This is a genomic window from Bacillus tequilensis (genome assembly GCF_012225885.1).
Lineage (GTDB): Bacteria > Bacillota > Bacilli > Bacillales > Bacillaceae > Bacillus > Bacillus tequilensis.
Genome location: NZ_CP048852.1, coordinates 1,094,918 through 1,118,573, shown reverse-complemented (window position 1 = coordinate 1,118,573; position 23,656 = coordinate 1,094,918). Strand labels below are relative to the sequence as shown.

The window sequence follows — 23,656 nt, the reverse complement described above, 5'->3', positions numbered from 1 at the left end:
CTTTTTTTCTACAGTATAACGTAAATTCAGCCAGTGTTAACACCTTTACGCTTTATAAATGCATATCAAACCATTCAATCGTTTTTAACACAGCTGTTCGCGGGACTTTATGATCGGCGTTCTCATCTCCGATAAATTGGAGGCGTTCCGGCTGCTCGCTGTAATGGGATTTGATCGTATCATAAAATGCCCGGGTCGGCGCGTACGGCACGACTTTATCTTTTGCGCCGTGCCAAAATAATAGCGGGCGCTGTCGCAATTTGTCCGGCTGGAGGCTGAGATCACGCAATTCGAGACGCTTCACCAGCTCCTGCACCTTTGCTTCCGGCACATCGATATCAATGCCCTGAGATTTGATATGGTCAATCTGCTGCTGAAAAAGCTCCACATAGTTCGGGCTTCCCATCAGGCTGACGCCGGCTTTTATCCAATCATAAGCAGTCAATGCGCCAAGCGTTGTGATGCCGCCCATTGATGTGCCTGCGAGGCCGATGCGGCCGCCGTCTATCAGGCCCTCTTTTTCAAAATGGGTTTTGAGTACGCCGATCTCTTCAATCTCATTGAGCACGATGTCCCAAAAATGGCCGGCAAGCTCTTCAACAGCCATCTCTTCTCCCCGTTCGCCATGGTGCAGAGCCTCCGGCAGAATGGCTCTGAAGCCTTTCTCCGCAAGCAGATAAGCAATATGAAGGTTATGTTCCTTCGCGCTTGTAAAACCATGTATAAACATCACGAGAGGAACAGCGCGGTTCCTGTTCTCTTCCTTCACAATATGTAAAAACGGAATACCGGAAACGGTTTGGTTTTCAATTTGAATCACAATGTGCCCCTCCTTAGGATAACCATAATCATAAGTGTAACATGTAGACAATAAAGATGGTAAAAAGCTACACTGTAAGTAAGGCAAAACAAGCAAAATCTAAGGTTAAAGGAGCTTTTCATGGAGACAAAACCCTACGTAATCGCATTAGATTTAGATGGAACGTTATTAAAGGATGATAAAACCATATCAGAAAACACCCTTCGGACGATACAGCGCTTAAAAAATGACGGGCATTATGTCTGCATCGCAACAGGGCGTCCGTACCGTTCAAGTTCCATGTACTACCAGCAGATGGAGCTGACAACGCCAATTGTCAATTTTAACGGAGCTTTTGTCCATCATCCGCAGGACGATAGCTGGGGAAGGTATCATACGTCGCTGCCGCTTGATGTTGTTAAACAGCTGGTGGATATCAGCGAGAGCTACAACGTACATAATGTGCTTGCTGAAGTGATTGACGACGTGTACTTTCATTACCATGACGAGCACCTGATTGATGCCTTTAACATGAATACGACGAACGTGACGGTCGGAGACTTGCGGGAAAATCTCGGTGAGGATGTGACGTCTGTCCTCATTCACGCAAAAGAAGAAGATGTGCCGGCCATACGCTCCTATTTGTCGGATGTGCATGCCGAGGTGATTGACCATAGAAGATGGGCTGCGCCGTGGCATGTCATTGAAATTATTAAAAGCGGCATGAATAAAGCGGTCGGCCTGCAGAAAATCAGCGATTATTACGGCGTGCCGAGCGAGCGGATCATTGCTTTCGGGGATGAAGATAACGATTTGGAGATGCTTGAATTCGCAGGCTGCGGCGTTGCGATGGGCAATGGAATTGACGCGGTCAAGCAGATTGCCGACCGAACAACGGCTGCAAATGAAGAGGACGGCGTGGCAAGGTTTTTGAAAGAATATTTCTCACTTTAAAGACCGGCCCGTATTAATTTTTCCCACTCATAAACGTTACTTCGCACCACCATACTATTGAAGACGACTCATCTCGTCAAAGTATGGAAGGGGGCATCTCACAATGGGTAAACGAAGCAAATCCAAAAGGTTTATTCAGCAGGGTAAAGACTCCATCGGGCTACACGCCGCAAGATTTCCATATCGGTCTACATTAGAAGAAGCTCAACAGCATGCCGCGGCACAAGACTCGGCCGAAAGACAGGTTGAATTTTAAATGAGAAACGAACTCTTTCAGCAGGCTAAATCATTTGTTCAACAGGCTGTCATGGTGACAAACGGCTTTGAGGAAGGCGATCAGGAGCAAGCGATTCTGAGAGCCAAAAATGCTGTATCTTCTGCGTATGCCAATTCGACAGATGCGGAACGTCGCCAGCTGCATCAATTTCAAAATCAGCTGGACAAACTGCAATAAAAAAAGGCTATGGCGGGTACGCCATAGCCTCTTATTTGACTTCAAACTGCTGAACAGCCTGAACCTGCTTGAGATGCTCCGCTCTGCCCTTAAATGTCACCTTCACCTCATAGGTTCCAGGCTCAGGGACTTCCTTCCACACATCAGAGAAATCGTATGTTTCTCCGGGTTCAAGCGTCAGGTTTTGAAAAGCCTGCGTAAACATTTTGTCTTTCGAATAACGGTATCTTTCTTTGTGCTCAGAATCATACACGACAAGTTCAAATTTTTGTCCTGTGCTGAATTGGAACTCGACAGCACGTTCGCTTTGGTTCTTCAGCGACATGTTAAACTTGATTTGTTCAGGCTCCTGAATTGCGTCAACAGATAAAACAACCTCTTGATTCTCCATTCCGCCTGATACCTCCTTATCGGGTTCTGTCTGCTCATCTTTCCCGCAGCCTATCAAAAGCAATACGGGAAGGAGCATCACAAGCAGCCGTTTCACGACTCCACCTGCTTTCGTCAGTCTTTTCTAAAGAAACCAAAAATCCCTGTCGTTTGCACAATGTTCGTAAATGCTTTCGGATCAACTTCTTTGACGATCTTCTCTAAATCGTACAGCTCATACCTCGTAATAACGATAATCATCATCTCTTTCTGTTCGTTCGTAAAGGCTCCCTTGGCCGGAACAGTTGTGATGCCGCGTACCATTTTTCCGTAAATGGCTTCCTTGATTTCGTCCGCTTTTTTCGTCACGATCATTGCCGTGAGCTTCATGTGGCGAGTGTGAATGGCGTCGATCACCCTCGTTGTCACATACAGTGTAACCAGGGTATATAATGCTTTCTCCCAACCTTGCAATAATCCTGCCGTCAAGATGATAATCCCGTTTAAAATGAAGAAATACGTGCCGACGGGTTTATCCTTCCACTTTGCAAGCACCATGGCGACGATATCAAGCCCGCCTGTCGAAGCGCCGTATTTTAATGTTAAACCGATACCGACTGCGGAAATGACACCGCCGAACACCGCGTTCAGCAGGATGTCATGAGACAGCCTCATTTCCGGCAGGATCCCCATAAACACTGTAGTCAGCCCGACACTTAATATGCTGTACACCGTAAACGATTTGCCGACCTTCAGCCATCCTAAAATACCGACCGGAATGTTTAAGAGGAACAAGAGCGTTCCCGTCGATATGTAGAAGGGGGCATATTGATCAACGACACTTGATAAAAGCTGGGCGACACCAGTAAAGCCGCTGGCATATACATCTGCCGGAATCAAAAATAAGTTCAGCCCGGCCGCATTAAGCAAAGCGCCAATGATGACGATGAGTAATTTTTTTGTTTGGTCTAGTACCATGGCATGTTCCTCCGCTCTTTCTTCTTTATTATGTTTTCCCTTAAAACAAATATTTGAACACGATTTTGACAAATTAATATGATATAGTTGGCTTAACTCTCATGTTAACGAGCAATAACGGAAAGAAGGGAAGCAATATGACAGTTCATCTCATCGCTGACAGCGCAGCCGATCTGCCCCGTTCTTATTTTGAAGAAAACAGCATCGGCTTTATTCCGCTCAGAGTTTCTCTCGGCGATAAAGAATTCGAAGATGCGGTCACGATTGATGCGGGTCAAATATTTGAAGCGATGCAAAATGGAGAGACGCCGAAGACGTCCCAAGCTTCACCGCAAACGATTAAAAATATGTTTTTGCAATATGCCGAAACAGGTGATCCCGCTCTTTACATTGCCTTTTCCTCAGGCCTCTCCGGCACGTATCAGACAGCTGTGATGATCGCCAATGAAGTGAAGGAGGAATTCCCCGGTTTCGATTTGCGGGTCATTGATTCCAAATGCGCTTCATTAGGATACGGCCTGGCTGTCCGGCATGCTGCCGATCTCTGTATCAACGGGAATACAATACAAGAAATCGAAACGTCTGTAAAGAACTTTTGCGAACAGCTTGAGCACATTTTTACCGTGGATGATCTCACATATCTTGCGAGAGGCGGCCGCATCTCCAAAACGTCTGCTTTCGTCGGCGGTTTGCTGAATATTAAACCGCTGCTCCAGATGGAGGACGGCAAGCTTGTGCCTCTGGAAAAAATCCGCGGACAGAAAAAACTTTTCAAGCGGATCATCGAGCTGATGAAAGAACGCGGTGATCATTGGGACAATCAAACCGTCGGGATCAGCTACGCCGCGAACGAAGAAAAAGCCGCTGACATGAAACACTTGATTGAGGATGCGTTCAAGCCGAAGGAAATCATCATGCATCCGATCGGTTCTGCGGTTGGCTCACACGCCGGTCCGGGCGCATTGGCGATATTTTTCTTAAGAAAATGAGCAAACAAAAAAACCTCCAGGTCATTTGATAAATGCTGGAGGTTTTATCGTAATCTTTTATTTACATAAATGATGACTCCTGCACCATATGCCAGAATGATTGGAGGTATCAGCTGATCTTGCCCCTGATAGGAAATAAAACCGTTTAAAAGAATAAATATTCCTGAATTCAGAAAAAAGTAACCCGCAATTCTAGCCAGACGATCCTTGTCACGTATCCGAGACTCCTGGAAACCGGACAGTAGCCATGTCTGTTTTTTTATTCCTGCCATATAAGCAACCCAAAAGAAAAGCATCGCAATCAAGATCAATAAAATATTGATACGTATGTCCACGATCCTGCCCTCCTGCTCTCTAACTGACGTGTCTCCCCTCATGATACGAAACGGAATTTTATTTGTGAAGTGCTTATATAAAAATAGAAGGCGCTAAGGCCTTCTATTTTTTCTCATATGTCCATCCGTTTTCCTGATACACTTTTCCGTTTTTCATCAAATGGCCGAGCGCGCGTTTAAAGGCGGCTTTGCTCATGTTAAAACGTTCTCTGATATCGTCAGGCTGGCTTTTGTCGCTGTACGGCATGGCGCCGTTTCTCATTCTCATGTACGTCAAAATGGACTCGGCATCAACAGACATGGCATCCTGTTTTCTCGGAAGCAGCGACAAGTTGACTGAACCGTCTTCTTTCACTTGAATCACCCGTCCCGTGACTCTTGAGCCGAGTCTTGGCTCCTCTTTTCTTTCTGAAGGATGGATAAAGCATCGGATACCGTCGTCCGTGATGACGAATGAACCTGTCGCGATCAATCTGTACACCGTACCTGTCAACTCTTTATTCATCAGATCTTCTGAGGCGTCGGTAAACAGTTCGCTGATGATATCTTCCGGCGCAGGTTTCGCAAACATACGCCCCCGGTTCGTCACCTTCAGCATACAGTAAAGCTTATCCCCTTTTTGCGGCCAGACATCTTCGTATGGCGGCAAATGCTCAGTTGCGACAAGCGCGTCCTTCGATAAACCGACATCAACGAAAACGCCCATATCTTCCACTTTATCCACCACTTCGACCCAGCCGTACTCATCAGCGCTGATGACCGGAATTTTCATCGTAGCCGCAAGCCTTTCCTGCTGGTCGACGTATATAAAGACCTCTACCTCGTCTCTGTCTTCGATATCCTCAGTTATTTCACTGTTATGTAAGAGAATCGTATCTTCTCCATCGGTTAAAAAGTAACCGAAGTCCGTTTGATGATCTATACTTAAGGTTAATTGCTGCCCTGGTCTCATGCTATCGCCCTTCCTGTTCCGCTTGTTTATCTGCGGATTCTGTTAACATTTTTTCCAATCATCACAAATTGATTCTTTGTTCTGTTGGAAGTTTCTCTTTATTCTACTATAATCAACACATAAGTTAAATGTTATGGAGGTTTTCATATGGCAAAAGAAAGTTCATTTGATATTGTATCCAAGGTGGAATTGCCTGAAGTGCAAAATGCGATCCAAATCGCTCTGAAGGAAATCAGCACACGCTATGACTTTAAAGGAAGCAAAAGTGATATTTCTTTAGATAAAGAAGAGCTTGTCCTCGTTTCTGATGATGAATTCAAATTAAGCCAGCTGAAAGATGTGCTTGTCGGTAAATTGATCAAACGAAACGTGCCGACAAAAAACATTGAATACGGCAAGATTGAAAACGCTTCTGGCGGAACGGTGCGCCAGCGCGCAAAGCTTGTTCAAGGCATTGACAAGGACAACGCCAAAAAAATCAATACGATCATCAAGAACTCCGGACTGAAAGTAAAGTCACAAGTTCAGGATGATCAAGTGCGCGTCACCGGAAAAAACAAGGATGACCTGCAGCAGATTATCACAGCGGTTCGAGGAGCAGATCTGCCGATTGACGTCCAATTTATAAATTTCAGATAAATTTTCTGAATCCTATTGATTATTGTCTTTATTTTCGGTAAATTTGGAGAAAGGGAAAACGTCAGGAAGCTTTTGGCACTTCCCGAACACAAAAACTTCATATCCGTTCTTATCAAGAGAAGCAGAGGGACTGGCCCGACGAAGCTTCAGCAACCGGTGTAATGGCGATCAGCCATGACCAAGGTGCTAAATCCAGCAAGCTCGAACAGCTTGGAAGATAAGAAGAGACAAAATCACTGACAAAGTCTTCTTCTTAAGAGGACTTTTTTTATTTCTCTTTTTTCCTTGCTGAATGTGAATAAAGGAGGCAGACAATGGGACTTTTAGAAGATTTGCAGAAAAAGGTGTTAATCGGCGACGGCGCCATGGGGACACTCCTCTACTCCTATGGCATTGACAGGTGCTTTGAGGAGCTCAATATTTCAAAGCCGGAGGAAATTCAGCGCATACATAAAGCGTACGTTGAGGCGGGAGCCAACATCATTCAAACGAATACGTACGGGGCTAATTATATTAAATTATCCAGACACGGACTTGAGGATGATATTAAAAAAATGAATCAGGAGGCAGTAAAGATTGCGCGGGCTTCAGCAGGCGATGCGTACGTGCTTGGAACAATGGGCGGCATCCGCACCTTTAATAAAAATGCGTACAGTCTTGACGAAATCAAACGCAGCTTTCGCGAGCAGCTGTACCTGCTGCTGCACGAAGAGCCGGATGGCTTGCTGCTGGAAACGTATTATGATTTGGAAGAAGCCCGTGAAGTCCTGAAAATCGCCCGAAAAGAGACCGGGCTTCCGATTATGCTCAATGTCTCCATGCATGAGCAAGGCGTGCTGCAGGACGGAACGCCGCTTTCTGACGCATTGCGGTCGATTGCGGATCTCGGGGCAGATATCGTCGGCATTAACTGCCGGCTAGGCCCTTATCACATGATTGAAGCGCTCAGCGAAGTGCCGATTTTTGATGACGTGTTTTTATCAGTTTATCCGAACAGCAGTCTTCCTTCGCTCGAAGAAGGCCGGCTCGTCTATGAAACAGACGACACGTATTTTCAAAACAGCGCGTCAGAATTCCGCAAGCAAGGCGCGCGGGTGATCGGCGGCTGCTGCGGCACTACGCCGAATCACATCCGGGCGATGGCGGAAGCGGTTGGCGGGCTTGCACCGATTACGGAAAAAGAAGTCAAAACCCAGGCGAAGGAATTCATTTCTGTTCAGCACGAGCGGGCAGAGCCCGGCTTGAACGAGATCGCGGCGGAAAAACGCTCCATCATCGTAGAGCTGGACCCGCCGAAAAAATTGAGCTTTGATAAATTTCTGTCCGCCGCTGCTGAACTAAAGGAAGCGGGAGTCGATGCCCTGACACTCGCGGACAATTCCCTTGCGACCCCGCGAATCAGCAATGTTGCCTGCGGCGCCCTCGTGAAGCAGCAGCTCGATATACGCTCCCTTGTCCATATTACGTGCCGTGACCGAAATATTATCGGCTTGCAGTCCCATTTAATGGGCCTTGATACATTGGGACTGAATGACGTGCTGGCTATTACGGGGGACCCTTCAAAAATCGGGGATTTTCCGGGCGCGACGTCTGTGTATGATTTAACATCCTTTGATTTAATCAGGCTGATCAAACAGTTTAATGAAGGGCTGTCCCTGTCTGGAAAGCCGCTTGGCAAGAAAACGAATTTCTCAGTCGCCGCCGCATTTAATCCTAACGTCCGCCATCTGGATAAAGCGGTAAAACGGCTGGAGAAAAAAATAGATTGCGGCGCCGATTACTTTGTTTCACAGCCTGTCTACTCCGAGCAGCAGCTTGTCGATATCCATAACGAAACAAAGCATTTGAAGACGCCGATCTATATTGGCATTATGCCGCTCACAAGCAGCAGAAATGCTGAATTCATTCACAATGAAATTCCCGGAATAAAGCTGTCTGACTCAATTCGCGAAAAAATGGCCCTCGCCGGCGAAGACAAAGAGAAACAAAAAGCGGAAGGCCTTGCGATAGCACGTTCCTTATTGGATACGGCATGCGAGCTGTTTAACGGCATCTATTTGATTACGCCTTTTCTCAGATCAGACTTAACCGCTGAGCTCACTTCGTATATCCAGCAAAAAGATGAACAGCGCCAAAATATATCCTTGCATTAACACCAGAAAGACCGCCTGAACCAATCGGGCGGTCCTTATTTGACTGATCCGTGTTACGATAAAGAAAATCAGTTTATAAGGAGGAACATCATGCTCGAAGTTAAAACCATTCCTGCGGAAGATACATACGACATCCGGCGCCGCATCCTGCGTCCCCATCAATCCATCGAACAATGTAAATTTGAGCAGGATCACGCGGAAGGCGCCTTTCATCTCGGTGCGTTTTATGAAGGAACACTAATCAGCATCGCTTCTTTTTCTCCACAGAATCAGCCATTATTGACAGAATCTCCTTCATATCGGCTGCGAGGCATGGCAACACTTGAAGAATATCGTGATCAAAAAGCGGGCAGCACGCTGATCAAATACGCTGAGCAGAACCTGGCAGATAGAGGTGTGCAGGCGGTCTGGTGCAATGCGAGACACCACGTCAAAGGCTACTACGCGAAGCTTGGCTGGGAGGAGCTTGGCGAGCCATTTGACATTCCCGGCATTGGCACTCATATCGCCATGTACAAAACACTCGGAACAAGCAGGTGATCTGATGGGCGTAATGGATGAGCTGATTGAGCTTCATGAAGAACATGTCCCCGGATTATTGCGGCTTTGCAGGCAAGCCGATTGGCCTGATTATGGCGAACAAGAACTGACACTGCTTGTCCGGCAAGGACGCTTTTTCGGTTATCAAAATATCAGCGGAGACATCATTTCCTGCATCGGCTTATTTTTGTTTGGCGGCCTTTCTTCTATCGGCCTCGTTATCGTGGACAAAGATTACAAACGGCTCGGTCTCGGGCGGCGGATGGTCCGCGCGTGCCTCAGCAGAACCGACGAAAACACGGCCATCAGGCTTTGTTCCACAACAGAAGGTTTGCCTCTTTATGAAAAAGCAGGTTTTCATACGGCGGGTTCAGTGCGTAAATATGGCTGTCACAGCTTTCACCGGATCGAAACACAAGAGGATCTTGACGCTGAACTGGCGTCCTTTAGAAAACAAGACTTCCAAGAATTGGCCGCGGCCGATTTGGCAGCCTTTGGCGGAGATCGATCAAACCTTTTGCAGCAGCTTATTTCCGCCTCAGAGGAATGCGTCATCGCCAGAAACAATGACGGACATCTGATTGGCTACGGTTTGTCCGTACAGACACCAGCTAATTTGAAATTCGGCCCCATCATCGCCTCTTCATCAGACATTGCTGCACAAATCGTGAACAGGCTGGCCGCCGGTACTCAAGGTCCGATGCGCATCGATATACCGGCTGAACACACATCTTTTCATGACAGGCTGACAGAAATGGGATTTCACGCAGTCAGAGCGCAGCCGCTTATGCTGTACCAGAAAAAGATGCTTCCCAGCCAAAATGGACACTTATACGCATTGATTTCCCAGGCGCTCGGTTAGCCCTCCTTTTTCCCGAACAGGCATTTTCTGTTCGGTTTTTTGCTGTCTGAACGTTGAATAAACGAAGCTATCAGGGACATTCTAAACAGAAGAAAAGGAGTGTGCTCTGAGATGGAATCATCAAAACAAAATAACGGAATGACGATTGTTGCAATCGGTTCAATCCCTTTAATATTAACCCTTGGGAACTCAATGCTTATTCCGATTTTGCCAAAAATGAAATCTGAACTTCATTTATCACAATTTCAAGTCAGTCTCGTGATCACCGTTTTTTCCTTGATTGCAGCGTTTGCGATTCCGATTGTCGGTTATCTCGCAGACCGATTCTCAAGGAAAATCATCATTATTCCCTGCTTAATTTTGTATGGTGCCGGCGGTTTGCTAGCCGGGTTTGCGGCAGGTTTTTTTGACAATGCATACCCTTGGGTCATGGCAGGACGGGCGCTCCAGGGAATCGGGGCGGCGGGGACCGGCCCGATTGCCATGGCACTGACGGGGGATCTGTTTAAAGGCGCCCAGGAAAGCAAGGTACTCGGCCTCGTTGAAGCTTCAAACGGCATGGGGAAAGTGCTTTCTCCGATCATCGGCTCGCTGATCGCTCTGCTTGTCTGGTATGGCGCGTTTTTTGCCTTTCCGGTGTTTTGTATCATTTCGATCGTGCTGACTTGGATTTTTATTAAAGAAAAGAAAAAGGAAAAAGAACCGCCCCCGATCGGAAAATATGTGAAAGGGCTGTTAAGTGTTTTTAAACATGAAGGCAGATGGCTATTTACCGCTTATTTAGCGGGAGCGACCTGTCTGTTTACTTTATTCGGCATTCTCTTTTACCTTTCAGATGTCCTTGAAAAAACATACGATACCGATGGCGTCAAAAAGGGCTTGATTTTGGCGATCCCGCTTTTGGTCATGTGTGTGACGTCTTATACAACCGGCAGCAAAATCGGGCAAAAGCAATCGTTAATGAAAAAGCTGATCGTACTCGGGTTGGCATTTATGACCGTTTCTTATGCGGCATTGTCTTTCATTGAGAATCTCGTGCTTTTTATTAGTGTTCTTGTGCTGAGCAGTATCGGATCAGGACTGGTTCTTCCTTGTGTAAACAGCTTTATTACCGGAGCTGTCGGCAAAGAAAGACGGGGATTTGTGACATCGCTGTACGGATCGGTTCGTTTCTTAGGGGTGGCGATTGGGCCCCCGATTTTCGGCCGCCTGATGCAATGGTCCAGACCCGGCATGTTTTTAAGCATTGCGGGTTTGACGCTTGTTGTCGGCATTCTCGTGATCCTGCTGATCCATGTGAAGCAAAACAAAAAAGAAACAAAAGAAAAAGACGAACCTAAAATGGCTGGCAATCGCCTTCAGCCTGCTGAGGAAAGGTAGCTTCCAGTTTGAAAATTGTACAGGTTGAGACCTTTCCGCTGTTACACCGATTAGAAAAGCCCTACGGAGACGCGAACGGGGTTAAACGATATCGAACTTGCTATCTCATCAGAGTTGTCACAGAAAGCGGGATTGACGGCTGGGGCGAATGCGTTGATTGGCTCCCGGCTCTCCATGTCGGCTTTACCAAACGGATCATCCCGTATCTTCTAGGAAAACAGGCTGGCAGCCGCATGCCGTTAGTGCGCACAATTCAAAAATGGCATCAGCGGGCGGCCTCCGCTGTAAGCATGGCGCTGACAGAAATCGCGGCCAAAGCGGCGGATTGTTCAGTTTGCGAACTGTGGGGCGGGCGGTACAGAGAAGAAATCCCTGTATACGCCTCATTTCAATCGTATTCAGACGAGCCGCAATGGATCAGCCGTTCTGTTTCCAATGTTGAAGCTCAATTAAAAAAGGGCTTTAAGCAAATCAAAGTCAAAATCGGCGGGATGTCGTTCGAAGAGGATGTCCGGCACATCAATGCGCTGCAGCATGCGGGCGCAAGCTCCGTTATGTTGATTCTGGACGCAAACCAAAGCTACGACGCCGCAACAGCTATGAAATGGGAACGCTATTTCACTGAATGGACGAACATCAGCTGGCTTGAAGAGCCTTTGCCCTTTGATCAGCCAAAGGATTACGTTTTGCTGCGCAGCCGTTTGTCTGTTCCTGTTGCTGGCGGAGAAAATATGAAAGGTGCGGCCCAATTTGCCCCCCTCCTTTCACAGCGCTGTTTGGATATCATTCAGCCTGATGTCATGCATGCCAACGGAATCGATGAGTTTCGGGACTGCCTCCAGCTCGCGCGTTATTTCAGTGTCAGAGCGTCCGCTCACGCATATGACGGGTCGCTTTCACGGCTCTATGCTCTATTTGCGCAAGCCTGTCTGCCTCCATGGTCTAAAATGGAGAACAATCAAATTGAACCAATCGAGTGGGACGTCATGGAGAATCCTTTTACAGATATCATCAGCCTTCAGCCTACAAAGGGAAAAGTGCACATCCCGAAAGGAAAAGGCATCGGCTCAGAAATCAATATGGAGATCGTCAATCGCTATAAGTGGGATGGCTCAGCATATTAGGCTGGGCCATTTCTTTTATTTACAGACATAAATGATGGACAGCCTCATAAAATGGAAACAGCGGACAAGTCTTTTTCATAAAGGAGCAAATGACGTAATGGCTGAACTGCTGATGAAAGCAAAACTCACGTTTATGATTGTCGTAGGCGGCGTATTACAGGGACTCGGCATGTCCTTGTTTTTATTTCCGCACGATATTCCGACTGGCGGAGCAGCAGGTATTGCGGTGCTGCTGCATTATCTGTTTCACATTCCCCACGGTTTTTCCGTATGGGCTGTGAATGTGTCGATGCTTTTTACCGCTTTAAAATGGCTGGAGATGAGAACTTTCACCGGCACCCTCGCTTCGATTACGGTTACATCCGTCTCGGTCTTGATCTTTGATGCGGTTTTTCCTGATATCACATCAAACCTGTGGCTTGATCTGGCTAGCGGCGCTGTGTTATTGGGACTCGGCATCGGGCTTTTATACAAATACAAAATTTCAAACGGAGGATTCGGGGCCCTTGCTCTGATGATTTCCATTTACCGCGGCGGGAATCCCGGAACGATCCTGCTGATCATGAATTGCATTATTTTTATGGTGACCGCGTCTATTATCGCTTGGGGCATTGTGATTCAAGCCTTGATATGTCAAGTGATATCAACAAGAGTCATCGACTTCATCTATAACATCCGTCTGACCTCCCTCCCCTATCTCACGCCTATGTACCGCCATAAAAAATAATAAACAGAGGCTCTCTTCACGGCGAGAGCCCCGCAGCCGCAGTGTTACAAATAAAACGTATCGGATCTCAGCCCTAAGCGCAGCGTCTCCAACGCAATCGCATCGTGAAATGGGATATTGGCCAGATTCACATTCGACCCGATCCTTTGAATAAATCCTTGCTGGAGCGTTTTATTCGGCGCTTCAAAAATCAGCCTGGTGATATCAATATCCGAGGACATGATGTCATCGACAATTTGAAACCTGACATCCCCGCTGCTGGAACAGATCCCTCCTGTCCCGCTTTCTCTCGCCTCCGTAATCACTTTTTCCGCCCCCGCTTCCATATCCTCAACGATATACTCAAGCCATTCCTCAGAGCTTTGCCGGCTTGATAATTCCGCATCCTTGCTGCCCACCTCGCTGAGCACAATAAATTCATCGGAAAAATCTGCAATGTAAGCCGCTTTCTCCTTATTCGTCATCGGGAGTGTACCGTTTGAAATCTCAATATATTCACAGCCGAAATAGGTGCAGTACCGATGAAATTCATTCACTTTTTTCTGGCTTACATACTTCTCAAACAATGTGCCGCCAAAGAAATATTTAATGTCATGCTCTTTCAGCGCGCTGATTTTTGTTTCGAGTTCTTTCGTAAGTAATGATGTGCCCCAGCCAAATTTCACAAAATCAATATAGTCGGATGCTCCGGCTATCACATCCTTGAAAAATTGCAAGGGATAGCCGTTATCAATTAAAATGGTCTGACCGGCTTCTCTTGGCTTGCTTGTTCTCACTGGCAATTCTAGTGAAAAATCATTCATATTCTGACCCTCTCAATCGTTGGAACTTCTCTGTCTTGTTTCACTTTCATCACAAAATCGCCCGGCAATTCTTTTGTACAGTATGCTATGTCTTCCGGATCAAACAATGGCTGGCGGCGGTCAAAAAACTTCTCCGCAACAGAGGAGCGTTTGATTCTTTCAATCGCCTCCGCGGCCGTTACCTCGTTCGTCCCTTCAATAATGCCCTTTATATACTCCGCACACGCCGCGTCGTCATCGCCTGACGAATGGGAAGCGACAATGTTCATGATACAATCCCCACCAGCCAGCGTTTTCACATGCTCTGCCGTTGTTCTGGCGTTGGAAAATCCGGTCACGAACAGATGCTTGGCGTTCAGCGCTCCTAATGCTGCTGTGACGCCGTTAGTTGTTTTCTGAATCAGGCGCTTATCCCCCATATCCTGCTTCGCCATGCGTTTTGGCGAATTGTCTAAATCAAATCCGCTGATACCGACCCCCTTTTCCTCCCCCGTCAATACGTAATCAGGATAAGTGTCTTTCAGCCTAAAAGCTTCCTTTGCTGTTCCGGCCAATAAAATCTCTTTCGCCCCGCCGATAAAGGCATAATGGGCGACTGTAAAAGCTCTGATGACATCAATGACGATGTTAATATCCGCCGGGGCAAGCGAATGATGATGCCCCTGGTAAATGGCAATCGGCATACTACCTCTCCTTGGGCAAAAAACCATTTTGCTTAAAAGCATATTCAGCCGGTTTCTTAATGGTTCCGCTCCTCATTTTAGCCGGGTGCCGCATCCAAAAATCTGAACCTTTATGCAAAAAATGAATAGTCTGCCTATAACTCGATCAATAGATCATAAAAGCAGATGCAAACGGGGGGAAAACGTTGAACGAACAAATCATCACATATGACACATGGAACGACAAACTGTCCAAACAGATAACGGACCAATTGATCGATGAGCTCGACGTGCTGAAATGGGCTTACCGAACATACGGGGAAAAGATTGTGTACGCGTGCAGCTTTGGCGCAGAAGGGATGGTGCTTCTCGACCTTATATCAAAAATCAGCAAAAACGCCCACATCATCTTTTTGGATACAGGGCTGCATTTTCAGGAAACATACGAGCTGATCGAAACCGTCAAAGAGCGATATCCGGGATTTACAATCCAGCTTCTCGAACCTGAGCTAAGCTTAAAAGAACAGGAGACGCAATACGGAGGAGAGCTTTGGAAGCATAACCCGAACCTCTGCTGCCAATTACGGAAAATCGAGCCGCTGAAAAAGCACCTGTCCGGCATGACAGCTTGGATTTCAGGGCTGCGCCGGGAACAGTCATCTACGAGAAAGCATATTCAATATGTGAATCTGGATCAGAAGTTTAAGCTCATCAAAATTTGCCCGCTCATCCACTGGACATGGGATGACGTTTGGACGTACATCCGCCTGCACAATTTGCCTTATAACAAACTGCACGACCAACATTATCCGAGCATAGGCTGTGAAATGTGCACATTGCCTTCCTCGGACCCGAACGATGAAAGGGCTGGAAGGTGGGCCGGACGTGAGAAAACAGAATGCGGCCTGCATCAAGAATAATGGCCTTTGTGCCTGTTTAAAAGCTTTCAGCAGACGCAGAAAAACAAAGGAAACGTAAAAATGGAGGTTGAACGCGTTGAATGGAAATGAGCCCCATGGAGGGGTGTTAATCAACCGCTGCGATCCCGCATGCCATTTTGAGGGGTGCACGTGCGAAGCAGAGCTGGATCAGCTTGCACTGAGCGACCTGGAGCTTATCGCGATCGGCGGCTACAGCCCGTTAACAGGCTTTTTGGGAGAAAAGGATTATCATTCCGTTGTGAAAGAGATGAGGCTGGCAAACGGCTTGCCATGGAGCCTGCCGATTACGCTGCCTGTCGGAGAAAAAACAGCAAAACAGCTGTCTGCCGGCGATTGCATCAAGCTTGTGAAAGACGGCATCACCTACGGCATGATCACAGTCACTGATATCTATCAGCCTGATAAAACACAAGAAGCACTGTCTGTTTTTAAAACAAACGACACTGCCCATCCCGGCGTGAAAAAACTGCTGGCGCGTCCGGATTACTATATCGGAGGGCCTATCACGGTCAGCCGCCTTCCCGACAAATCCTTCGAACAGTTTTATGCAGCACCAGCAGAAACAAGGGCGGCCTTTAAAAGACTCGGGTGGAAAACGATTGTCGGCTTTCAAACCAGGAACCCCGTTCACAGAGCGCACGAATACATTCAAAAAACAGCGTTAGAAACGGTCGACGGTCTGCTGCTTCATCCGCTTGTGGGTGAAACGAAGTCAGACGATATCCCGAGCGATATCAGAATGGAGAGCTACCTGGTGTTGCTTGATCACTATTATCCAAAGGATCGTGTCATGCTGTCAGTTTTCCCTGCCGCCATGCGATATGCAGGTCCGCGGGAAGCGATTTTCCATGCCCTCGTCCGCAAAAATTACGGCTGCACCCATTTTATTGTAGGCCGTGATCATGCGGGGGTCGGCAGCTATTACGGAACCTATGACGCGCAAAATATTTTTCAAGCATTCACTGAGGAGGAGCTCGGCATCAAGCCATTGTTTTTCGAGCACAGCTTTTACTGCCGGAAATGCGGAAACATGGGCACTTCAAAAACATGTCCGCACAGCCAAAGAGACCATATCCACTTATCAGGCACAAAAGTAAGGGAGCTTCTCCGCCAAGGCAAAAAGCCCCCTAAAGAATTCAGCCGGCCAGAGGTCGCAAACGTGCTGATCAAGGGGCTTCATCAACAGCCCGTCGCCATCCAGCAAAACAGCGGGGGATTACAGTGACACACAATCCAAACATCATTTGGCATACCGCTTCCATCTCAAAGTCTGACAGACAATCCTTAAACGGACATAAAAGCTGCGCCCTCTGGTTTACCGGGCTGTCCGGTTCAGGAAAATCAGTGCTTGCCAACGCTGTTGATGAAAAGCTTTACCGCATGGGCATTCAAAGCTATGTGCTGGACGGTGATAATATCCGCCACGGATTAAACAAAGATCTTGGTTTCCAGACTGAAGACAGGATTGAAAACATCCGCCGCATCGGAGAAGTGGCGAAGCTGTTTGTTGACAGCGGGCAAATGATTTTAACGGCTTTTATTTCTCCATTCAGAGAGGACCGCAACATGGTCAGAGCCCTCTTTCCTGAAGGGGAATTCTTCGAAATTTATGTGAAGTGCCCGCTGCATGTGTGTGAAGAGCGCGATCCGAAAGGACTTTATCAAAAAGCGCGAAACGGAGAGATCAAACATTTCACCGGGATCGATTCTCCGTACGAACAGCCGCTTTCACCCGATTTCATCATTGAGTCAGACCAGACATCTATTTCGGCTGGAGCTGATTTGATCATTAGTGAACTGCAAAGCAAAGGAATCATATAAAAAACCCGAGCCATATCGGGTTTTTTCTTATGATCCGGCAAACTGCGCAATCAAACTGCTGATCTTCTCTTTTTCTTCATAAAAAGCCCCGTGCCCGCTGTTTACAAATGGAACCAATTCCGAGTGTTTGATGCCGCGCCTTAATTCTTTCGCAAAATCAAATGGCGCAATTTTATCCTTTCTTCCGTGGAGAATCAGCGCCGGAACCTGGATTGACGCAAGATCCTTTCTGAGATCCTCGTCTCTTAATGCAATGCCCGAGTGGATCGTCCCGTAAGAGGAAGCCTCCAGCATCAGATTAAGAAACCACAGCCTGAGCTCCGGAGACACTTTTTTCTCAAAAAACTGTGTCCCTAAATCAGCCAGTGTTTTCGGCCGATCCGTTTTAAATTGTTCAATCATATCGTCAATATCCTGCTTCCTCATTCCGTATGGATAACCCGGGCGTTTTGTAAATGCGGGCGCCGCTGCAGACAATAAAATCAGCTTGCCAATATCGGCTCCTTCATGTCTTGCCATATAACGGATGGCAATAGCGCCGCCCATTGAAAACCCGGCAAGAACCGCGTTCTCAAGCTGCAGCGTATAAATGACAGCCTTCACGTCATCGGCCATCGTATCATAATCGTAGCCTTCCCACGGGCGGTCAGATTGCCCATATCCACGTAAATCAACGCCAATGAAACGGAAACCTCTTTTCGGAAGCTCATTCATTTGATATTCAAACATCTTATGATTCAGCGGCCACCCGTGCAAAAAGATGATCGGCCTTCCGTGTCCGATATCCTCTACAAACAGTGTCACATGCTCCTCGGTTTTGACGTAATGCCCCATTCCGCATTCCTCCTGTTCCCTTTTCTTTCCCGGCTTAAAACGTCTTGACGTACAGGAATCTTTCCATTTATGCTTACAAAACAAGCGGGCTGCTGTCTCAAGAAAAGGTTCTTTACGATTTACTATATGTATCAATCTCTATAACGATTTATTTAATTGTTCCCGGAGGCTTTTGGTTTTCGGGCAGTAAAGGATGTCATCATATGAATAAAATAGCCATTCAAAAACCGAGCATACCTGAAAATCTGCAAACCGCAGATTTTCAGGAAACCGCGACGCAGGACGATGTGGTCAGCATGCGTTTGTTTGAAGATTGTACAATCTGCGGCGAAGATATCGACAGACTTTGTGTGGAAAAAACGGTTTTCAAAAATGTCATGTTTATCGATGTGTCTTTCCGGCATATGGAGCTGACTGATGTGATCTTTGAAAAATGTGATCTGTCAAACTCAGATTTCAGCGGAGCTGTCATTCACAGAACTTCAGTTAAACAGTCAAAAATGGTTGGAATGAATTTGGCGGAATCAACGCTGCGGAATGTTTCATTCGAGGAGTGCCACGGACATTTCAGTTCATTTTCGTACTCAAATATGAAACAAGTTCGCTTTGAGCACTGTGCTCTTATGCAAAGTGAGTGCAGCAATATGGCGCTCCAGCACACACACTTTGACGGGTGCGAGCTGGAAGGCGCGAACTTTTCCGGAACGTCTCTTCAAAACATGGACATCAGCACGTGCCGCTTTGAACAGCTACATGTCTCCCTCGACAAATTGAAAGGCTGCAAAATCGCGCCGGAGCATGCGATTGCTTTCGCCAGAGCGCTGGGAGCTGTCATTGTATAACAAATGCTTAGGACATCAGGCGGCGTGCTGTCTCGGCTGCCGCTTTAATGCCCGTTTCCAAATCGCTAAGAGATGCATAGGAATATGAGAGCCTGATGCTGTTTCGGTCTTCACCGTCATAAATGGAACCGGGATTCACAAGCACCTGCCGTTTCAGCAATTCATAAAAGAAACGGCTGACAGGCAAGGTTTTATGAAACGTCACCCAAATATAAAAGCCGCCGGCGGGAATCCGCCACGAGGCGATGTCACCCGCATACCGCTCGAGAAAATGAACAGCGGCGTCTCTCCTTTGTTTGAGCACCCTGCGTACCCAAGTCAGATGATCTTCATAATACCCCTGTGACAGCCACTCAGCCGTCGCCCACTGGGACAGGCCGCTTGATCCGTAGTCTGTCTGCATTTTAATGTCCGCCAGCCTTTCCATAACCGGCTCCGGACCGGCAAGCCAGCCAATTCGCAGGCCTGGGCTGACCGTTTTTGAAAACGTACCCAGATACAGAATATTGCCCTCATGATCCATTGCTTTCAACGGCTGCGGCGGTTTTTCTTCAAACCATAAATCACCGTACGCATCATCCTCAATGATGGGCAGCTGCTCTTTTTTTGACAGGCTGATGATCTCTTTCCTTCGCTGCTCTGACATAACGGTGCCTGTCGGATTATGAAACGACGGATTCGTGTAAAGCAGCTGTCCTCCGTATTGTTTTCGGTAAGAAGAAACAAGCCCCGCCTTCATTCCTTCTTCATCCATCGGCAAGCCGCGAAGCCGCATACCCGCTGATTGAAACACATACAAAGATTGAAGATAAGAAGGTTTTTCAGTCAAAATGACAGATCCCCGTTTCAAAAGTCCGATTGAGATGAGCTGAAGCGCCTGAAGCGCACCGGACACAATTAAAATCGATGACGGTGATACATGGACCTGCTTGCCTTTTAAATGGTCTGCCACCGCCTCCCTCAGCTTAAGATTTCCTTTCGGCTGCTCATATCCTAAAGACAGGTCGGGCGGATTGATCTGCTGAAACATCCGGCGTATTTTTTCAGCAGGCAGCAGATCCGGCGAAAGCTCTCCTGTGCCTAATCTGATGATATCCGCTCTTGGTTCGTTTTGATTAATAGCTTGAATGATTGAAGAATTAGGGTGATGAATGCCTGCATGGACGTAATCGCTCCAGTCAAGGGGAGGCTCAGCTGCCAGCATGCTCCACGTACTGTTTACAACCTTCGTGCCGCCTCCTCTTCTCCCCTCTAACAGGCCTTGAGACGTGAGTTCATCAATGGCTGCAGTCACTGTGCTGCGGTTGACTTGAAAGATGTCGGCCAGCGTTCTCTGTGAAGGGATTTTCGTCCCCACAGCCCACTCTCCGTGAAGGATTTTGTCTTTTATGTATTGTTCGATCTGCCGATGGAGCGGAACATCCGACCTTCGGCTTGGCTGCCACTGCGACATGGTCATGCCTCCTTTTTTCACATTATACATTTGGCTGGGTCTAATCCCAACCAAATGGCTGGAGACTTAGGAAACAATCTCCCTTATGATTGAAAAAAACAGATATGAAGGGAGTTTTTTCAGCATGAATGCAATCATTCATGGAGCTGTGCTTGCGTTTGGCTTAATTTTGCCGCTGGGGGTGCAGAATGTATTTATTTTTCAGCAAGGCGCGTGGCAAAGGCATATTTGGCTGGCACTCCCCGCCGTGATCAGCGCTTCCGTCTGCGATACCCTGTTAATCGTTTTAGCCGTTTCGAGTGTATCAGTCATTGTGCAGCAAACGCCTATTTTTGAAACGATAATGATGGCCGGGGGATTTTTGTTTTTGCTTTATATGGGCTGGATAACTTGGAACAGCCGTCCGAAAGCAAATCAAAATGAGAAAAATACGTTCACAGCTAAAAAGCAAGCTGCGTTTGCGGCCGCCGTTTCTCTTTTAAACCCGCACGCTATTCTGGACACGATCGGCGTCATCGGCACGAGCTCGCTCAACTATTCCGGGCTTGAGAAATGGCTCTTTATGGCTGCCTGCATCGCTGTCTCTTGGATTTGGTTTATCAGTCTAGCGATAGCGGGGCGGCTGTTTCAGACGATAGATACGAGCGGCAGGCTTATGCAGATCGTAAACAAATGCTCTGCGGTGGTGATGTGGGCTGCAGCAGGGTATTTCGTGGTGTCTCTTTTCAGCAATTAAAGGAATAACAATTGAGACAGCGAATGTCTTAGAAAAGGAGGCAATGCTGATGACTGATGCAAAACAGTTATATGACTATCATTCTTGGGCAAACGAGCGAATCTTTCACCATATCGAAAAACTGCCGGAAGAAACGGCTTATCAAGAAGTAAAGAGCGTATTTTCTTCTGTCAGTGACGTGCTGCTTCATATGTGCAGAGCTGACTACTTTTGGCTGAACATTCTTTCCGGATCAGCCTACCAAGAGATTATAGACAGCGCAGGCAAATTTGAGTCCGCGAAAGGTAATATGGCAGCGATTAAACAGCACGCCGCCGAGTTGGTGCCACAGTATCATGATTTCTTCAGCCGCCAGACGGACTTAGAGCAGACCTTCTCCATGCAGCATCCAAAACTCGGGACACTTGAATCAACCTATACAGACACCATCCAGCATGTTGTCAATCACGGCACTTATCACAGAGGGAATGTGACCGCCATGCTGAGGCAGCTTGGCCATTCAGGCGTGCCTACTGATTATGTATTTTATTTATATGAAAAGAATGAAAGCAAGGGCTGACCTGCCCTTGCTTTCATTGATTAGAATGTGTTTGCGGGAGTGCAGAAGGCGCATTGCTTATGCTGACCGCTCCGATAAACAATCATAGGCACTCGTCAATTCTATTTACTGTGTTGTTGTTTTATCCATTCCTTCTTTAGCAGTGCGTATTGGAAAGTGTTTTCATATTTAGGTGTTCCATCCTCGTATTTCGTAAATGAAATAAATTCAAGAAAATAACCTTCTTTACGCATACCCGCTCTCTCACATAATTTTTGTGACCTGTAGTTGTCATCCTCAACATATGCATAAAGCCTTCTTGCTCCTTTTTGTATAAAGAGATACTTAAAAAAAGCCTTCACACTTTCACTTGCATACCCCTTCCCTTCAAACCGAGCATTGAAGTTCCAGCAAACAGCATAGGTATCTTGTTCTTCTTTCACATAATATAGTTCTCCGATTAGAGCATTGCTGTCTTTTAAGCACACTGCAATATAAGAGTCATCATTGCTTCTTTCTTGAACTCTCAAGGCAGCTTCTTCTAGCGTAGACATTTTGTCATCAAGAAAGCAATTCACTCTTGGATGAGCCGAATATTCTAACAACCCTTGAGCATCTGTTACGGAAAAATTTCTTAATATTAATCGATCGGTTTCAATTTTTTGCATATTAGACCTCCTCATTTACATGTAGCCGACTCATTTCTATGAACAGATTGCACCATATCCCGTTAATGGTCAATAAGAAAACAACGAAAACATAATGAAAAGAGCCCGCTCATTAGCAGGCCTTTGTGCAGGACAAGTTTTATTGGATCTTTCGTGTTTCCTTCGATAGCTCGCACTCCCCCATAAAACGCCCGCCGCCCTAGATTGTTGTTTCATATCCGCCACTCTTCCTGTTATTGAACTTTTCGGCTGACAATTTTCCGGTATTCAATTGGTGAAATGCCTTCTATCTGCTTAAAAAGTTTTGAAAAGTACGTCGGGTCTTCCATTCCGACCGTTTCCGCAATGACGCCCATTTTATCATTTGTAGAGGATAGCAGGCGCTTCGCTTCCGTCATTCTCACACGATTCGTATATTGTGCCGGCGTGACACCGAGCACCTGCTGCATGCAGCGGCTCACATAATCCTGGTTATAATGAAGGGCGAGCGATAGGTCTTTGATTGTTGTTTTTTCTTTATAATGCTCCTGTAAGTACTGGGCCGCCTCCCAGGCTACCCGCTCTTTCGCGGACGGTATTTGAAACGCCTCCTTTTGAAGATGCAGCATCAGCTCCTCAAATAAGATTTGTTTTCTTAGCGGCAAATCGGAGTTTTCCGCCGAGTAATCAATCAGTCTTTTAAACTGCTGCGCCATGAACTGCGGGCGCTGCACCTTGCCTTTTCTCGGCAAAGCCAGTCCGTAGCGGGACGGCTGCTCAAAGCTCCCTTTTTCCTGCTGAAGCTCAGACCAATTGCTTCCTCCCTTTGCCGTAAATTCATATCGATGTTCATCAAAGTGAAGCCAATAATAGAAGGTTGCTTCATCACTGCCCTTCGTCCCATAGTGTTCAAGACCGGGAGAAAGCAAGATGTACTCGCCGCCTTCAACAGAGAACGATTTTTCATTTTCCGTGATATAAAGCGTCCCCTGCTTGACGTAAATCAGATCAAACACAGAAAAAACGCGCTTCACATGGGTTTCTCCCTTTTTAAACATCCCTTCTCCGGCTGCGATAAATACCGGAAAAGGCGGGACTGTAAACAGGATGCGAGGCATGTTGAT

At 46.9% G+C, this 23,656-nt stretch carries 27 protein-coding genes, 1 pseudogene and 1 riboswitch; of the genes and pseudogenes, 17 read left to right on the top strand and 11 right to left on the bottom strand.

What is annotated here, in order from left to right; genetic code table 11:
* Positions 1-52: 52 nt before the first annotated feature.
* The gene (locus G4P54_RS05885; RefSeq protein ID WP_024714083.1) at positions 53-820 is read right to left on the bottom strand and encodes a prolyl oligopeptidase family serine peptidase; all 768 of its coding nucleotides are present in this window, start codon (positions 818-820) and stop codon (positions 53-55) included.
* Between the two features lie 120 nt (positions 821-940).
* Here G4P54_RS05885 and yitU point away from each other — a divergent pair, with 120 nt between their 5' ends.
* From yitU to G4P54_RS05870, 3 genes are all read left to right on the top strand, one after another.
* Positions 941-1,753, top strand: a complete 813-nt coding sequence (gene yitU, locus G4P54_RS05880) for a 5-amino-6-(5-phospho-D-ribitylamino)uracil phosphatase YitU (protein ID WP_167872081.1) — start codon at positions 941-943, stop codon at positions 1,751-1,753.
* A 103-nt stretch (positions 1,754-1,856) separates the two neighbouring features.
* On the top strand, positions 1,857-2,009 hold the full coding sequence (locus tag G4P54_RS05875) for a hypothetical protein (protein ID WP_167872080.1): 153 nt from the start codon (positions 1,857-1,859) through the stop codon (positions 2,007-2,009).
* A complete protein-coding gene (locus G4P54_RS05870) occupies positions 2,010-2,207 on the top strand; it encodes a DUF3813 domain-containing protein (protein WP_003233010.1) in 198 nt (65 codons plus the stop codon).
* Positions 2,208-2,238: 31 nt separating this feature from the next.
* Here G4P54_RS05870 and G4P54_RS05865 read toward each other — a convergent pair whose 3' ends face one another.
* A complete protein-coding gene (locus G4P54_RS05865; RefSeq protein ID WP_338083794.1) occupies positions 2,239-2,694 on the bottom strand; it encodes a BsuPI-related putative proteinase inhibitor in 456 nt (151 codons plus the stop codon).
* A gap of 17 nt (positions 2,695-2,711) precedes the next feature.
* The gene (locus G4P54_RS05860) at positions 2,712-3,554 is read right to left on the bottom strand and encodes a YitT family protein (RefSeq protein WP_167872079.1); all 843 of its coding nucleotides are present in this window, start codon (positions 3,552-3,554) and stop codon (positions 2,712-2,714) included.
* A 137-nt stretch (positions 3,555-3,691) separates the two neighbouring features.
* On the opposite strand from G4P54_RS05860, the gene G4P54_RS05855 reads away from it, so the two are divergent.
* Positions 3,692-4,543: a DegV family protein gene (locus tag G4P54_RS05855; protein ID WP_167872078.1), complete on the top strand. Its 852-nt coding sequence runs from the start codon at positions 3,692-3,694 to the stop codon at positions 4,541-4,543.
* Between the two features lie 44 nt (positions 4,544-4,587).
* On the opposite strand, the gene G4P54_RS05850 is transcribed toward G4P54_RS05855, so the two are convergent.
* Both G4P54_RS05850 and G4P54_RS05845 read right to left on the bottom strand, forming a co-directional pair.
* Positions 4,588-4,878 carry a DUF3784 domain-containing protein gene (locus G4P54_RS05850; protein ID WP_167872077.1) on the bottom strand — a complete coding sequence of 97 codons (291 nt, stop codon included), beginning with the start codon at positions 4,876-4,878 and terminating at the stop codon, positions 4,588-4,590.
* A 103-nt stretch (positions 4,879-4,981) separates the two neighbouring features.
* Positions 4,982-5,879: pseudogene (locus G4P54_RS05845) on the bottom strand (CvfB family protein).
* Positions 5,880-5,977: 98 nt separating this feature from the next.
* Between G4P54_RS05845 and G4P54_RS05840 the strand changes: the two are divergent.
* The 7 genes from G4P54_RS05840 to G4P54_RS05810 all read left to right on the top strand — a co-directional run bounded on the left by G4P54_RS05840 (position 5,978) and on the right by G4P54_RS05810 (position 13,255).
* Positions 5,978-6,469, top strand: a complete 492-nt coding sequence (locus tag G4P54_RS05840; RefSeq protein ID WP_024712986.1) for a YajQ family cyclic di-GMP-binding protein — start codon at positions 5,978-5,980, stop codon at positions 6,467-6,469.
* Between the two features lie 106 nt (positions 6,470-6,575).
* Positions 6,576-6,693, top strand: a riboswitch (SAM riboswitch).
* A 90-nt stretch (positions 6,694-6,783) separates the two neighbouring features.
* Complete coding sequence (locus G4P54_RS05835) at positions 6,784-8,622, top strand: bifunctional homocysteine S-methyltransferase/methylenetetrahydrofolate reductase (RefSeq protein ID WP_167872076.1); 1,839 nt, start codon at positions 6,784-6,786, stop codon at positions 8,620-8,622.
* 90 nt (positions 8,623-8,712) lie between these two features.
* On the top strand, positions 8,713-9,162 hold the full coding sequence (locus G4P54_RS05830) for a GNAT family N-acetyltransferase (RefSeq protein ID WP_167872075.1): 450 nt from the start codon (positions 8,713-8,715) through the stop codon (positions 9,160-9,162).
* 4 nt (positions 9,163-9,166) lie between these two features.
* The gene (locus G4P54_RS05825) at positions 9,167-10,024 is read left to right on the top strand and encodes a GNAT family N-acetyltransferase (protein ID WP_167872074.1); all 858 of its coding nucleotides are present in this window, start codon (positions 9,167-9,169) and stop codon (positions 10,022-10,024) included.
* A gap of 111 nt (positions 10,025-10,135) precedes the next feature.
* Positions 10,136-11,404, top strand: coding sequence for an MFS transporter (locus G4P54_RS05820; protein ID WP_167872073.1), 1,269 nt, complete (start codon positions 10,136-10,138; stop codon positions 11,402-11,404).
* 8 nt (positions 11,405-11,412) lie between these two features.
* On the top strand, positions 11,413-12,528 hold the full coding sequence (locus tag G4P54_RS05815) for a mandelate racemase/muconate lactonizing enzyme family protein (protein ID WP_167872072.1): 1,116 nt from the start codon (positions 11,413-11,415) through the stop codon (positions 12,526-12,528).
* A gap of 97 nt (positions 12,529-12,625) precedes the next feature.
* On the top strand, positions 12,626-13,255 hold the full coding sequence (locus G4P54_RS05810; protein ID WP_167872071.1) for a YitT family protein: 630 nt from the start codon (positions 12,626-12,628) through the stop codon (positions 13,253-13,255).
* A gap of 44 nt (positions 13,256-13,299) precedes the next feature.
* Here the strand turns inward: G4P54_RS05810 and G4P54_RS05805 are convergent, their stop codons facing one another.
* Positions 13,300-14,058, bottom strand: a complete 759-nt coding sequence (locus G4P54_RS05805) for a phosphosulfolactate synthase (protein ID WP_024712979.1) — start codon at positions 14,056-14,058, stop codon at positions 13,300-13,302.
* Positions 14,055-14,741 (bottom strand): 2-phosphosulfolactate phosphatase, encoded by a 687-nt coding sequence (locus G4P54_RS05800; protein ID WP_167872070.1) that lies wholly within the window; start codon positions 14,739-14,741, stop codon positions 14,055-14,057. Before G4P54_RS05800 ends, G4P54_RS05805 begins: the two co-directional genes overlap by 4 nt.
* Positions 14,742-14,926: 185 nt before the next feature.
* On the opposite strand from G4P54_RS05800, the gene G4P54_RS05795 reads away from it, so the two are divergent.
* The 3 genes from G4P54_RS05795 to cysC all read left to right on the top strand — a co-directional run bounded on the left by G4P54_RS05795 (position 14,927) and on the right by cysC (position 17,482).
* Complete coding sequence (locus tag G4P54_RS05795; RefSeq protein ID WP_024712977.1) at positions 14,927-15,640, top strand: phosphoadenylyl-sulfate reductase; 714 nt, start codon at positions 14,927-14,929, stop codon at positions 15,638-15,640.
* Positions 15,641-15,716: 76 nt separating this feature from the next.
* Positions 15,717-16,886: a sulfate adenylyltransferase gene (sat, locus tag G4P54_RS05790; RefSeq protein WP_167872069.1), complete on the top strand. Its 1,170-nt coding sequence runs from the start codon at positions 15,717-15,719 to the stop codon at positions 16,884-16,886.
* Positions 16,883-17,482 carry an adenylyl-sulfate kinase gene (gene cysC / locus G4P54_RS05785; protein WP_024712975.1) on the top strand — a complete coding sequence of 200 codons (600 nt, stop codon included), beginning with the start codon at positions 16,883-16,885 and terminating at the stop codon, positions 17,480-17,482. The genes sat and cysC overlap by 4 nt, the downstream gene beginning before the upstream one ends.
* A 27-nt stretch (positions 17,483-17,509) precedes the next feature.
* Here cysC and G4P54_RS05780 read toward each other — a convergent pair whose 3' ends face one another.
* Positions 17,510-18,316: an alpha/beta fold hydrolase gene (locus tag G4P54_RS05780; protein ID WP_167872068.1), complete on the bottom strand. Its 807-nt coding sequence runs from the start codon at positions 18,314-18,316 to the stop codon at positions 17,510-17,512.
* Positions 18,317-18,519: 203 nt separating this feature from the next.
* Between G4P54_RS05780 and G4P54_RS05775 the strand changes: the two genes are divergently transcribed.
* Positions 18,520-19,158, top strand: coding sequence for a pentapeptide repeat-containing protein (locus tag G4P54_RS05775; RefSeq protein ID WP_167872067.1), 639 nt, complete (start codon positions 18,520-18,522; stop codon positions 19,156-19,158).
* 7 nt (positions 19,159-19,165) lie between these two features.
* On the opposite strand, the gene G4P54_RS05770 is transcribed toward G4P54_RS05775, so the two are convergent.
* Positions 19,166-20,617: an aminotransferase-like domain-containing protein gene (locus G4P54_RS05770; protein WP_167872066.1), complete on the bottom strand. Its 1,452-nt coding sequence runs from the start codon at positions 20,615-20,617 to the stop codon at positions 19,166-19,168.
* Positions 20,618-20,696: 79 nt separating this feature from the next.
* Between G4P54_RS05770 and G4P54_RS05765 the strand changes: the two genes are divergently transcribed.
* Together G4P54_RS05765 and G4P54_RS05760 are read left to right on the top strand one after the other, a co-directional pair.
* Positions 20,697-21,347, top strand: a complete 651-nt coding sequence (locus G4P54_RS05765) for a LysE family transporter (protein ID WP_205781569.1) — start codon at positions 20,697-20,699, stop codon at positions 21,345-21,347.
* Between the two features lie 49 nt (positions 21,348-21,396).
* A complete protein-coding gene (locus G4P54_RS05760; RefSeq protein WP_167872064.1) occupies positions 21,397-21,906 on the top strand; it encodes a DinB family protein in 510 nt (169 codons plus the stop codon).
* A gap of 101 nt (positions 21,907-22,007) precedes the next feature.
* Here G4P54_RS05760 and G4P54_RS05755 read toward each other — a convergent pair whose 3' ends face one another.
* Together G4P54_RS05755 and G4P54_RS05750 are read right to left on the bottom strand one after the other, a co-directional pair.
* A complete protein-coding gene (locus G4P54_RS05755) occupies positions 22,008-22,553 on the bottom strand; it encodes a GNAT family N-acetyltransferase (protein ID WP_167872063.1) in 546 nt (181 codons plus the stop codon).
* Positions 22,554-22,786: 233 nt separating this feature from the next.
* Entirely contained in the window at positions 22,787-23,650 is an 864-nt protein-coding gene (locus tag G4P54_RS05750) for an AraC family transcriptional regulator (RefSeq protein WP_167872062.1), read from the bottom strand.
* Positions 23,651-23,656 lie beyond the last annotated feature (6 nt).